Origin of the sequence: Acinetobacter sp. AR_0276, from assembly GCF_003000705.1 — a bacterium.
Classification (GTDB): domain Bacteria; phylum Pseudomonadota; class Gammaproteobacteria; order Pseudomonadales; family Moraxellaceae; genus Acinetobacter; species Acinetobacter nosocomialis.
Genome location: NZ_PSQO01000001.1, coordinates 62857 through 75056 on the forward strand (window position 1 = coordinate 62857; position 12200 = coordinate 75056).

The following is a 12200-nucleotide window of genomic DNA, read 5'->3' on the forward strand; positions in this document are numbered from 1 at the left end:
GAGTCTATTACTTTACCCAGTGCATTATTTAATATAGTTCTATAGACATCCAAGCGTTCTTTGTAATTTTCAATAAACTTAGTCAACTCTATGTCATCAGGGCTACTTAACTTACGAAAATGTTTTCACTTCCTATTATTTCAAGAAAATCAAAGCTCATTGTGCAACGAATATAAATATAAGATGACTTTTAAATCAGCTTGTCTCTAATCTCGAATCCGCTAATATCCTCAAAAGCTATTTTTCTTGTCCATTTACTTCTTCAAATACACCTTTGTGGTTCAAAAGCATGTGTTTGATCGGTTGACCAGTGAGCTGATTAATATCCAAAAGATCATAAACCATTTGTTGTCCTAGCTGTTCACGCCGGACGGCTTCAACAATTTCCTGCATGTTTTGAAATTCTTCAAAACTCAGAACAACAGCTTCGGGCGTATTCTTCGTATAAACAAAAACAGGTTTATGACTTTCTTTGACACATTGAACAATTTTGCTCCAAGATTTGCGAACATCAGACGCAGAAACAATCGCACCGTTTATAAAAGTTAATCGACTCATATCTAAGACCTTATACTGGATGGCAAAAATTAAATCACTTTAGAATATTGTTCCGAATGTAAGAAAACGACCGTTATTTATTATGGGGCTATTATATATTTCTAAAATTAGTAGATGATATTTGTATGTAACTATATAATCTAAAAAAATAAATTTTAAATCGTGCAAATTAAAAATAGGGAAAGCTATGCTTACTGGAGTCTATATAAATAATGTTGCTACTTATAGTGTACCAACACAATTAGATGGTTTAAAGCAGATAAATTTTATATTTGGGGCAAATGGGTCTGGAAAAACTACAATTGTAGAATTATAGATCAACCATTAGGCTACACACATTGTTTACTTCAATGGCTTGGTGAAGAACCAATAAAAACTCTAGTCTATAATAAGGATTTTATTGATCGTAATTTCAATCAAGAAAATACCGTTAAAGGAGTTTTTACTCTAGGTGACGATCAAGTTGAGGCAGAAGGTCAAATTGCTTTATTGCGTCCACAAATGAGGGTGAATGGAAGCGTAAAAAACATCAGCCTGAATATCGTCGCCAATGGCGTAAATTACATATGGGTATAGATGCTAAAACCTTACAAATACGCGCTGTTCAGCTCACAACCAACAATGTGAGTGATTCACAGGTACTTGGTGATTTACTCGATCAGATTCCACAAGATGAGAGAGTTGACTCCGTCTATACCGATGGAGCTTATGATACCAAACAGTGCCGACAGGTCATTGCGGATCGGCAAGCACATGCAGTGATTCCACCAAGAAAAAATGCGAAGCCATGGAAAGATAAAAAGATGAGCTCGCTAGAACGCAATGAGTTGCTTCGAACAGTTAAACGTTTAGGAAGAACTATTTGGAAGAAATGGTCAGGCTATCATCGGCGAAGTTTGGTTGAAACCAAGATGCATTGCATCAAATTATTGGGGGATAAACTCAGTGCGAGAAATTTTCAAAGCCAAGTCAATGAGATTCATGCACGTATGGCAGTATTAAATAAATTTACGGACTTAGGCAGACCACATACCCGAGTTGTCACTTAAATTTGAGTAGATATGAGAAGTCTTAACTTTTAAATCTTTGTGCAACAAAGCCGACTTAAACTGAAATTTCTTTTCATATTTAATTTCCAGATTATCTAAAGTTTCAGTAAATTCTTCTTCTGCCTCTAGATATTTTTGTGTAGGCTTTGGCAGTGGCCAGCTTTTAGGTTTAGTTTTAGGTTCTTTTTTCCGAGTAAGCCAAAAGTATTCTGTAGAATCCATTATTCTTACCCGGCTTTGTTGCATAAAGGTTTGAAAGGCTGAGTTCCCTTAAGCTACTCAAATTTAAGAGACAACTTGGGTATGAGGGCGACCTAATTCTGTGAATTTATTCAAGACTGCCATGCGTGCATGGATCTCATTCACCTGACTTGGAAAACTCCGCGCTGTTAATTTATCGCCTAATAATTTGATGCAATGCATCTTGGTTTCAACCAAACTTCGACGGTGATAACCAGACCACTTTTTCCAAAGCGATCTGCCTAGCCGTTTGACTGTCTTTAATAATTCGTTCCGCTCTATAGACCTCGCTTGCTGATCCTTCCAAGGCTTTGCATTCTTTCTAGGTGGAATGATCGCATGTGCATCTCGATCTAAAATGACTTGTCGGCAGTGCTTTGTGTCATAAGCACCATCTGTATAAACAGAATCAATTGGTTCATCCAAGGGAATTTGAGCAAGTAAATCTTCGAGTACTTGAGAATCACTGACATTATTTGTGGTGAGTTGTACTGCACGTATTTGCAGGGTTTTAGCATCTATAGCAATGTGAAGCTTACGCCATTGGCGACGATATTCAGCCCCATGTTTCTTGCGTTTCCATTCACCTTCACCAAGAAACTTCAAACCAGTAGAGTCTACGAGTAGATGCAGTCCATCACTACTTTTTTGATAGCTAATCGCAATATCAATATGCTTTTGTCTACGACAAAGGGTGGAATAATCCGGAGCTGTCCAATCTAATCCAGAGAGTTTAATCAGACTTTGAACAAAACCTGTGACCATACGTAAAGAGAGTCGGAATAGTAATTTGATCATTAAGCAGCATTGAATCGCTGTATCGGAGTAGGTTTGATTTCGACCTTGCTTGCCTTGTGATTGTGCATACCACTGAGTCTTTGGATCAAGCCAAATGGAAATATTACCTCGGTTAATTAAGGCTCGGTTATAGGATGACCAATTGGTTGTACGGTAGATTTTAGAGGCAGGCTTATTCATTTTGAAATTATATTGCTGAATAAGCTTTTGATGCTAGGTTTGTGCAACAAAGCCTTCTTACCCATAAAAAAAACCGCCCTTAGGCGGTGGCTAAACTCACAGGCAATATAGTATTACTTCAATTATTGGGAGATAAACTCAGTGCGAGAAATTTTCAAAGCCAAGTCAATGAGATTCATGCACGTATGGCAGTATTAAATAAATTTACGGACTTAGGCAGACCACATACCCAAGTTGTCACTTGAATTTGGCTCAATTAGGATCGCTTCTATCTTTCAAACCTTTATGCAACAAAGCCGTTCAGTTGTGGGATGCAAATAAAGTTTCATCCTAACCCTAAAAACAGAGAGAAACGTCGCGCACTCTCCTATTCATAAAAAATCCATTTTATATCAGTATGTTGCGAGCACTTACACCCGAGACTGGATCGTTTTGCCTTTCATGGGAGAATGATTAAGGGCGCTAAAGTATCATCCTAATTTTCGCCCAGGCTCGAAAAATACGGTAAATGGTGAAAATAAAAATTCATCCTTTTCCGATGTTGCCCGTTCCAACACGTAAGCAGTCAGTCAGAAAAAACACATAGATCCAATCCCTAGCGAGCATTGAGCTCTCTCATCCGTGCCAACTGCTCCAACCCTTGGACGCCCTAAATGCTTACCCAAAAAAATCAACATCTTCTTTTAAAAACACAATCAAAAATGACTCCCTTATATCCATTTAACCTAAACAGCCTTCCCCCACTGCACTAGCTAGGGCTCGTAGTTCGGCGCAAGGCTGAAGTCGCTTGACTGCTTCGCTGTGCAGATCCATGACCCACTTTCCATCAAACTCCCGGTTGTAGTTCCACAAGCATCTCGCGAGTCTTGCCGGCCCGCTCCACTAACAAGACCACAACATCTCCAACGTTCTTGTCGTCTAGCCGGGCCTGTAATGTGGTGACGTCGTCGACGGCGATACCGTCGATGCTGATAACGCGATCGCCGGGCACGATGCCGCCTGCGGTGACCTCGACGCCGACGAGCCCGGCCCTGTGCGCCACCGAGCCCGGCGTCACGCGCAATACGAATACGCCCTTACTACCGGTCAGCGCCTGCAGACGCGCGTTGAGCTGCTCATCCACCTCGATGCCCAGCGCCGGACGGATGTACTTGCCGGTCTTTATGAGTTGCGGCACCACGCGCATGACGGTATCCACCGGCACAGCGAAACCGATGCCAGCGGACGCGCCCGAAGGGCTGTAGATGGCGGTGTTGATGCCGATCAGCCGCCCGGCCGAATCGAGCAGCGGGCCGCCGGAGTTGCCGGGGTTGATAGCGGCGTCGGTCTGGATCAGGTGATCGATGGCAGGCCCGCCCCCTTCGCCGTCGAGGGTGCGGTCGAGCGCCGAGACGATGCCGGTGGTGAGCGTCCAGTCCAATCCGAAGGGATTGCCGATAGCGAACACTTTCTGCCCGACCTTGAGGTCGGCACTGGTGCCCACCGGCACAGCGGGCGGGCGCTTGAAGCCGACGCCGATCTTGAGCACGGCGATGTCGTGCTCGGGACTGGCGCCCACCAGCGCAGCCTGATAATCTCGACCGTCGGCCAGTTTGACCGTGGCAGACGATGCCCCCTGGATGACGTGGAAGTTGGTCACCACGTGGCCGGCATCGTCCCAGATGAAGCCGGAGCCGGTGCCGCGCGGCACGGAAAAGACATTGCGCGACCAGACGTCACGCACCAGTTGCGCCGTGGTGATGTAAACCACCGACCCGCGCGATTTCTCGAACAGTTGGATGGTGGTCTGCTCGTCTGCCGCCAGATCACCACGCGGTGTCACCGTGCGCTCGGCCGCTTCGCGCGGACTGAACCAGGCTTCGATGGCAGGCAAGAACTGCCACAGCAGCATGAGTGCGGCGATGCAGCCAGTGATGACGAGCCAGCGCCGGATGAATCGGTCCGGCGCCGGGCGGCTGTTGAGATCGGGGTAGGTCATGCCATTCTCCTTGTTGAAATCAGCGCCAGACACCGCTGGCGCGCCAACGCGGTGGGCGTGGCGCCAAGGGGATGTCCGGCAGAAATGGGCTGGAATGAAGCGGTTGCGGTGCCATCGAATCAGCCAATTCCCGCAAGCGTTGGATGCGCTCTGGCGTCGAATTCGCGCACCCGCGACAAACCCAGTTGCGCCAGCAGCGCGAGCTGTGGCGAAACGGCCAGCAACAGCAGCGCCGGCCACTGGATAGCGACTGTGCCCCACAGCAAGGCCGGCAGGCTGAAGAGGAGCATGATTTGCCCCAACAAGGCCAGAAGATGGGTGAGCCGGCTGATGGAATCGGCCAGGCCCATGACACGCAAATCCTCGTTCGCAATATGCGCGATTTCGTGGCCGAGCACGCCGGTCAACTCGCGGAGCGTGAGACTACGCACCAGCCAGTAAGTCGCCCCGAGGGCCAGCATCGCGCCTGCGAGCGCCGCGATCTTGGCGGGGCTGGTCTCCGGGTCGAGGATCACGAACTTGCGCGCCAGGGCGATCAGCCCGATCAGGATCACCGTCTTGACCTGGATGATGCTATCGCGGCGCAAGGCCACCCGCACGATGGAATGCTTAAACTCCATGGCGATGAGCAGCGTCATGATCATGCCGAACACGGTCTGGAAGACCTTGTGATCGAGCGGATTGAACGCATCGATGACCAGCAGGCTGAAGACGATCGAGATCAGCTGCAGCAGCGAGACCACGATGATCAGGGCAATGATTGCGGACAGCGCGAGCGCGATCACCTGTTCGAAGCGCTCGTAGAACGTCATCACTGCCCATTGGGCACGAAATGTTTTGATCGGGTCCAGTTGCTTTTCCTTCATCGCCATTCCTCTCAATTCTGAAATACTTGTGCGCCCACAACTTGGTTGCGCCCTTGTCTTTTTGCCTGGTAGAGCGCGCTGTCCGCCTGCTGCATCACCTGCTCGGAAGAGTTTAAGCAGACGTCAAGGGGGGCCACCCCCATGCTGGCGCTATAGCTGATCGACACCTCTCCACACACCACCGCTGTCGTCGCAACGTCTTGACGAAATCGCTCCGCCCATACTTGGGCGTCTTCAATCGATGCCGCTTCCAACAACACAGCGAATTCCTCCCCCCAATCCGGGCAGCCATGTCGGTTGCGCGAATGTGTTCCCTCAACCGTGCAGCAAAGTGCTTGAGCACCTCATCGCCGCACCCGTGTCCATATAGTAAGCACGCAAAAAAACCAATACAATACCGATATGAGTTATCCAATACATTTTAGAAAGAAAATATTAGCCAAGCTTGAAGAAGGCCAATCTATTCGAGCGGTTGCTCAGCACTTCGAAATTGATAAAAATACAATTGTCGAATGGAAAAAAGCGAATCGAAATAAAAAGAACTCGACCAAGAAAACCATCTAAAGTTGATGATGATGCCTTACGTGCAGATGTTGAGCAATATCCTGATGATTATCAATATGAACGCGCTGCTCGTTTTGGTTGTGGTATTTCTACAATTGGAGATGCGCTCAAGGGTCTAAATATCACAGTTAAAAAAGACCTTACTGCACCCGAAAGCAAAAACAGAACTCAGAGAGCAGTATTTAAAAGATTTAAACCGATTAAGGTATCAACACCCGATCATCTATCTTGATGAAAGTGGATTTAAATCTCATGAACATAGACCTCAGGGTTATTCAAAACAGGGAAATCCTTGTTATGGAACATATAATTGGCAATGGCTTTGTTGCACAAACCTATCTCTAAAGGCTTATTCCACAATATAATTTTCAAATGAATAAGTCGACACCTAAAATTTATCGCACAACCAATTGGTCTTCATATAACCGAGCTCTCATTAATCGTGGAAATATTGCCATTTGGTTTGATCCTGCTACGCAATGGTATGCCCCATCAAAAGGCAAACAAGGACGAAATCAAACTTACTCCGACGCAGCTATCCAATGCTGCCTAATGATTAAATCTCTCTTTCGATTGTCTTTACGCATGGTCACAGGCTTTGTTCAAAGTCTCATCCATCTTTGTAGGTTAAATTGGATAGCGCCAGACTACACTACAATTTGTAGACGACAACAGCATATTGATATTGTGATTAGCTATCAAAAAAGTTGTGATGGACTGTATCTAATCGTTGACTCTACAGGTCTGAAATTCTTAGGTGAGGGTGAATGGAAGCGTAAAAAACATCAGCCTGAATATCGTCGTCAATGGCGTAAATTACATATGGGTATAGATGCTAAAACCTTACAAATACGCGCTGTTCAGCTCACAACCAACAATGTGAGTGATTCACAGGTACTTGGTGATTTACTCGATCAGATTCCACAAGATGAGAGAGTTGACTCCGTCTATACCGATGGAGCTTATGATACCAAACAGTGCCGACAGGTCATTGCGGATCGGCAAGCACATGCAGTGATTCCACCAAGAAAAAATGCGAAGCCATGGAAAGATAAAAAGATGAGCTCGCTAGAACGCAATGAGTTGCTTCGAACAGTTAAACGTTTAGGAAGAACTATTTGGAAGAAATGGTCAGGCTATCATCGGCGAAGTTTGGTTGAAACCAAGATGCATTGCATCAAATTATTAGGGGATAAACTCAGTGCGAGAAATTTTCAAAGCCAAGTCAATGAGATTCATGCACGTATGGCAGTATTAAATAAATTTACGGATTTAGGCAGACCACATACCCGAGTTGTCACTTAAATTTGAGTAGATATGAGAAGTCTTAACTTTTAAATCTTTGTGCAACAAAGCCATAAAAATCGTGGACTACATTTCAATCTAATCAATAATGAGCATACAGATAGACCCTTTAAATAATGACCAGAACCATTCCAATAATCGTTGTTAACATCCCAACTGCTGTACCCATCGTGATTGGTTCAGCAAAGAATAACCATGCTTCTAATGCAGTCGCGACAGGAACCAAATAAAAATAGGTTGTAACCTTAGTCGCTTCCCCAATCTTCAGAAGATAAATCAAAAGTAAAATGGCACTGACTGAAACACCGACCACAAGCCAGACGAGACCCGCAATAAATGAAAGAGACCATGCTACTACTGTATCCGATTCAAAAAAGTAACTGAGTATGCCCATCACCAGTGTTAAGGATACATATTGAAAGAATGTTAAAGACAGAATATGTCCTGTGCTATTGACCTTTTTCTGATACAAAGCCCCTGTGGTCACACCAACTAAAGCCAATACTGCTGATATCAATGGAATCAGTTCCACATGATTCGATGTTTTGCTCGGAGATAAAACTAAACAAACTCCAACAAAACCAACGACTACACCTAGCCATTTCATTCGGCTCATACTGGCTTGATCAGAAAAAGAAAGAATAATGGCGGTTAAAATTGGTTGTAAGCCTGTGATTAATGCAACTAAGGCAGGTGACATCCCCTGATTGATCGCATAAAAGCAACCACCGAGAAACAACGTATGCATCAGCAAACCAGCTTTCATTTGCTCAATGATACTTTTTACAGGTGGAAATTTGACTCGGGCAATCAATACCATCACTAAAAACACAAGGCAAGACAACAAACCTCGTAAAAAAAGCAATTTAAATGGAGGTGCGTAGGCAATCGTAAATTTAGCAGCGATGAACCCCGTGCTCCATAAGAGAACAAAGACCATTGGCACGAAAAAGGTGATACCCATACCACCCTTTTTAGTCATATTCATAAGACATACCTAAAAAATCGCATGGAGGAACCATGCGATTGGTGGACATTAAACAGCAGGTGACCAAGCGTCATAGTTCAAGACATATTGATTGTTTTCACGGTAAATACGTCCAGATGCAAGCAGGTTGAAATGCATACCACTGATGGATAATTTGTCGGTTGCCACACGATCCAATAAGGTTGCACGTACAGCTGCGGCTTCATTTGGATCACTATCAAATGCAATCGTGACTTCAGGCTGAGCAATCTGTAAATGAGGGAAATGAACAATATCGCCCCAGATGAGTAATGAATCCTTTTCATCACCGATCAGATAACCTGTATGTCCCGGTGTATGACCGAATAATGGAACTGCTTGGATACCCGGTAAGATCGCCTCATTTTTAAATGGAACTAATTTGTCGTCATACGCATCAAACGCATTTCTTGCAACACCAAAAAATGGTTTGAATCCATCTGGAGCAGATGCAAAAATTGTGTCATTGCGCCAGAATCCCAATTCATTTTCATGTACATATACTTCTTGCACATTTCGGAAAATCGGAGTTGCTAAAGGAGCCGCTAATCCGCCCACATGATCAGGATGCGCATGAGTCAAAAGCACTGTATCAATATCCAGCGGGTCAATACCTGCAGCAGATAAGGCAACTTGTAATCGCCCACCCCAGCCATTAATACCACCCGCACCACTATCTACCAAAATTGTGCGACCACCAGTTTGCAGCACAAATGCATTAATGTTCATACGCGGTAGAGGCTCTTTATACGAGGGTTCAAAAACTATTGCCAGTTAAGCGGGGCGTGATTTTTACGCATATGTGTTTATGTTATTAAAATGATATAGATTACTTGTTTAATACCCCAAGGAATAATTTAATGTTGCTATGCGTTAGTCACTTTTCTTTCAAAAGTTGATTATATCTTTCAACGTAACCGTCGTGATATTCAAGCTCTTTTGATAGGAATTTGCAGTGAAAGAATAGGCGAAACTTGTCTTAAATAATGGTAATTCCTTATCTTTAAAATAGAGTACGCCCGATGAAATTCATTAGGCGTTTACTTTAAATAAGTGTCAGGTTATTTTATAATTATATGTACTTGTCAATCATGATTCTTTTTCTCAATTGCGTTAAAAAAACAATTTTGCTATTTTTGACTTTTCACACCATTTTGTTCAATTTGTACTGCGACTTGCCAGCTAGGTAGTTGGCTTAAACCTGCTACATAACGTTGGATATGGGGATAATTTTCACCTTGTCCCATATGATAAACTAAAGCATGTAGTCCAAAGCCCATCATAAAGTCAGCACCGGTTAAACGGTCTGCCACTAGAAATTCTTTATCTTTTAAATATTCATTTAAATGGCCAAATACCTTATCGAACTCAACTTGAGTATAATTTTCTAGAAATACCAACTTCGTGCCTTGCTTGGTTTCTATCGCATTAAACGTTTTTAACAAAAATGGCAGCATGGCAGAGCTTTCTGAGAAATGAATCCACTGTAGATAATCGACATAAGTAGATTCATCCATATCTGGTGCTAAATGCGGCGCAAGTTTCTGAATTAATAACTCAACGATTGCGCCTGACTCTGCAATAACTTTGCCATCCCATTCCAATACTGGAGATTTCCCTAAAGGATGGATGGTTTTTAAAGATTCAGGGGCCAAATGCGTGCTTGAGTCACGATAATAGCGTTTCAGCTCATAGGGCTGCTTGATTTCTTCAAGTAACCACAAAATGCGAAAAGAACGTGATTGATCTAAATGATGTAGTTTAATCATGATAATTCCTATTTTTTTAAATTTTTACAACCACTTTGCCAAAGTTTTCGCCTTTCAACATACCATTGAAAGCATTGATCGTGTTATCTAAACCTTGCACCATATGCTCTTTATATTTGATTTTTCCGTCTTTCAACCATTCAAACATTTGCTGATAGAATTCCGGATACTGACTGCCATAATCATCAAAAATAATAAAGCCTTGCATGCGAATACGCTTTTTTAAAAGGGTGGAAATAAAGCCCGGTAAACGGTCTAGCCCTTGTACTTGCTCGGTAGCGTTATACTGGGAAACCACACCACACACCGGTACACGTGCCGCAGAGTTAAGCAATGGCCATACCGCATCAAACACTTTACCCCCTACATTCTCATAATAAATATCAATACCGTTCGGAACTGCTTGTTGTAATTGTTCTGCAAAATTTTCATCATGATGATTGATACAAGCGTCGAAGCCGAGTTCTTCTACTGCATAACGGCATTTTTCAGGCCCACCTGCGACGCCAACCACGCGACAACCTTTAAGTTTGCCAATCTGTCCAACCGTAGCACCAACAGGTCCCGTTGCAGCTGCAACGACTAAAGTTTCACCGGCTTTAGGCTGACCAATGTCCAACAACCCCATATAAGCAGTAAATCCTGGCATTCCCAAAATACCCAATGCCCAAGATGGATGTTCAGGTTGCATACCTAAGCTTTGACATGCAGTCCCATTAGAAATTGCGTAGCCCTGCCAGCCATTTCCTGAAAAAACCCACTCGCCTTCTTTGAATTTTGGGTTTTTAGAGGCCACTACTTGACTGACTGTTCCACCGACCATCACTTCGCCAATTTCAACCGGTGCTGCATATGAAGGAGCATCGCTCATGCGACCACGCATATAAGGATCGAGTGACAAGTAAATGGTTTTTAACAATATCTCGCCTTGTTTAAGTTCATTGAGCTCAACTTGTTCAATACGAAAATCGCTGTGTTTTGGCTCACCCACTGGCCGTTTAGCTAAAACGATGCGTTGATTAATAACTGTTTTCACACACATAACTCCATGTTTTATTTAGAATTACTTCCCTTCACAATCAAAAATTATGATTAAAATTTCTTTACATCCATTGTAGAGGAGTTATAATAAAAAACAATACGACTGGTCTATTTTTTATAATAGAGTAAATAATTAATATGAAGCCTAATCCTATTAAAAAGTCTGAAGCGAAGCGCTTACACATTCTTAACACCAGTTCAGACCTGATTTTGCATAAAGGTTTTACTGGTGTAGGATTACAGGAAATTTTACAGAGCTGTGAGATCCCCAAAGGCTCGTTTTATCATTATTTCCAATCCAAGGAAGCTTTCGGATGTGAATTGGTACAGCATTATGTGGATAATTACCAAGTCCGTTTAAATGATGTATGGCGTAGCGATAAATCTCCTTATCAAAAGCTGATTGAGTATTTTAATTTATGGATAGAAGATCCTGAAACACAGTGTGGTTGGGCGGATAGTTGTTTAATTGTGAAACTTGCCGCAGAAGTTGCCGATCTATCTGAAGATATGCGTTCCATTATGTCCGCTGGCGTGGATGATGTAATCGAGCGTATTGCTGGTTTAATTGATTTGGGAAAACAGGATCAGTCTATCCAAGCAGATACTGAGGCCTCGACTTTGGCACAAGTACTTTACCAAATGTGGTTAGGTGCAGCATTACTGAGTAAGTTGCAAAAAGATAAAACACCATTACATCAAGCTCTGAGAGCAACTAAATTTCTATTAAAAAGTGAAGTTTCGTAAAAATTAGATTAAATATCAATTACATAATTAATGACAGCAGCCCAATGATTACTTATTAATGTGTTGTTATTAGATCAATTTACAATCCATGAGTATAGC

The 12200-nt window shown here is 43.3% G+C and carries 12 protein-coding genes and 6 pseudogenes; 7 read left to right on the plus strand and 11 right to left on the minus strand.

The window, feature by feature from the left end; translation table 11 throughout:
* Nucleotides 1-237 precede the first annotated feature (237 nt).
* Nucleotides 238-558 carry a type II toxin-antitoxin system Phd/YefM family antitoxin gene (locus CSB87_RS00360; protein ID WP_004704395.1) on the minus strand — a complete coding sequence of 107 codons (321 nt, stop codon included), beginning with the start codon at nucleotides 556-558 and terminating at the stop codon, nucleotides 238-240.
* A gap of 187 nt (nucleotides 559-745) precedes the next feature.
* On the opposite strand from CSB87_RS00360, the gene CSB87_RS19990 reads away from it, so the two are divergent.
* From CSB87_RS19990 to CSB87_RS00370, 3 genes and pseudogenes are all read left to right on the plus strand, one after another.
* Entirely contained in the window at nucleotides 746-874 is a 129-nt protein-coding gene (locus CSB87_RS19990; RefSeq protein WP_002123981.1) for an AAA family ATPase, read from the plus strand.
* A 53-nt stretch (nucleotides 875-927) separates the two neighbouring features.
* Nucleotides 928-1134, plus strand: coding sequence for an AAA family ATPase (locus tag CSB87_RS00365; protein ID WP_235824376.1), 207 nt, complete (start codon nucleotides 928-930; stop codon nucleotides 1132-1134).
* Nucleotides 1062-1607: pseudogene (locus CSB87_RS00370) on the plus strand (IS5-like element ISAba13 family transposase); the annotation flags it as partial. The gene CSB87_RS00365 and the pseudogene CSB87_RS00370, both read left to right, overlap by 73 nt.
* Here CSB87_RS00370 and CSB87_RS00375 read toward each other — a convergent pair.
* Nucleotides 1575-1829 (minus strand): hypothetical protein, encoded by a 255-nt coding sequence (locus CSB87_RS00375; RefSeq protein ID WP_033856686.1) that lies wholly within the window; start codon nucleotides 1827-1829, stop codon nucleotides 1575-1577. The pseudogene CSB87_RS00370 and the gene CSB87_RS00375 sit on opposite strands and share 33 nt — an antisense overlap.
* A gap of 63 nt (nucleotides 1830-1892) precedes the next feature.
* Nucleotides 1893-2825: an IS5 family transposase gene (locus CSB87_RS00380; RefSeq protein ID WP_002122868.1), complete on the minus strand. Its 933-nt coding sequence runs from the start codon at nucleotides 2823-2825 to the stop codon at nucleotides 1893-1895.
* Between the two features lie 116 nt (nucleotides 2826-2941).
* On the opposite strand from CSB87_RS00380, the pseudogene CSB87_RS00385 reads away from it, so the two are divergent.
* Nucleotides 2942-3070: pseudogene (locus CSB87_RS00385) on the plus strand (IS5/IS1182 family transposase); the annotation flags it as partial.
* A 581-nt stretch (nucleotides 3071-3651) separates the two neighbouring features.
* Here CSB87_RS00385 and CSB87_RS00390 read toward each other — a convergent pair.
* From CSB87_RS00390 to CSB87_RS20145, 4 genes and pseudogenes are all read right to left on the minus strand, one after another.
* Entirely contained in the window at nucleotides 3652-4803 is a 1152-nt protein-coding gene (locus CSB87_RS00390) for a S1C family serine protease (RefSeq protein ID WP_000221973.1), read from the minus strand.
* Between the two features lie 19 nt (nucleotides 4804-4822).
* Nucleotides 4823-5258: pseudogene (locus CSB87_RS20135) on the minus strand (M48 family metalloprotease); the annotation flags it as partial.
* A gap of 27 nt (nucleotides 5259-5285) precedes the next feature.
* A pseudogene (locus CSB87_RS20140) lies at nucleotides 5286-5675 on the minus strand (phosphate-starvation-inducible PsiE family protein); the annotation flags it as partial.
* Nucleotides 5676-5680: 5 nt separating this feature from the next.
* Nucleotides 5681-6012: pseudogene (locus CSB87_RS20145) on the minus strand (GGDEF domain-containing protein).
* Between the two features lie 59 nt (nucleotides 6013-6071).
* Between CSB87_RS20145 and CSB87_RS00410 the strand changes: the two are divergent.
* Nucleotides 6072-6419: pseudogene (locus CSB87_RS00410) on the plus strand (IS630 transposase-related protein).
* Nucleotides 6420-6605: 186 nt separating this feature from the next.
* Nucleotides 6606-7538: an IS5-like element ISAba13 family transposase gene (locus CSB87_RS00420; protein WP_032051938.1), complete on the plus strand. Its 933-nt coding sequence runs from the start codon at nucleotides 6606-6608 to the stop codon at nucleotides 7536-7538.
* 109 nt (nucleotides 7539-7647) lie between these two features.
* On the opposite strand, the gene CSB87_RS00425 is transcribed toward CSB87_RS00420, so the two are convergent.
* The 4 genes from CSB87_RS00425 to CSB87_RS00440 all read right to left on the minus strand — a co-directional run bounded on the left by CSB87_RS00425 (nucleotide 7648) and on the right by CSB87_RS00440 (nucleotide 11349).
* Nucleotides 7648-8526, minus strand: coding sequence for a DMT family transporter (locus CSB87_RS00425; protein ID WP_031953629.1), 879 nt, complete (start codon nucleotides 8524-8526; stop codon nucleotides 7648-7650).
* Between the two features lie 48 nt (nucleotides 8527-8574).
* Nucleotides 8575-9273, minus strand: a complete 699-nt coding sequence (locus CSB87_RS00430) for an MBL fold metallo-hydrolase (protein WP_228131601.1) — start codon at nucleotides 9271-9273, stop codon at nucleotides 8575-8577.
* 401 nt (nucleotides 9274-9674) lie between these two features.
* Nucleotides 9675-10313, minus strand: a complete 639-nt coding sequence (locus CSB87_RS00435; RefSeq protein ID WP_000593330.1) for a glutathione S-transferase family protein — start codon at nucleotides 10311-10313, stop codon at nucleotides 9675-9677.
* A gap of 16 nt (nucleotides 10314-10329) precedes the next feature.
* Nucleotides 10330-11349, minus strand: coding sequence for an NADP-dependent oxidoreductase (locus tag CSB87_RS00440; RefSeq protein WP_000859511.1), 1020 nt, complete (start codon nucleotides 11347-11349; stop codon nucleotides 10330-10332).
* Nucleotides 11350-11492: 143 nt separating this feature from the next.
* Between CSB87_RS00440 and CSB87_RS00445 the strand changes: the two genes are divergently transcribed.
* Entirely contained in the window at nucleotides 11493-12101 is a 609-nt protein-coding gene (locus CSB87_RS00445; protein WP_000804053.1) for a TetR/AcrR family transcriptional regulator, read from the plus strand.
* Nucleotides 12102-12200 lie beyond the last annotated feature (99 nt).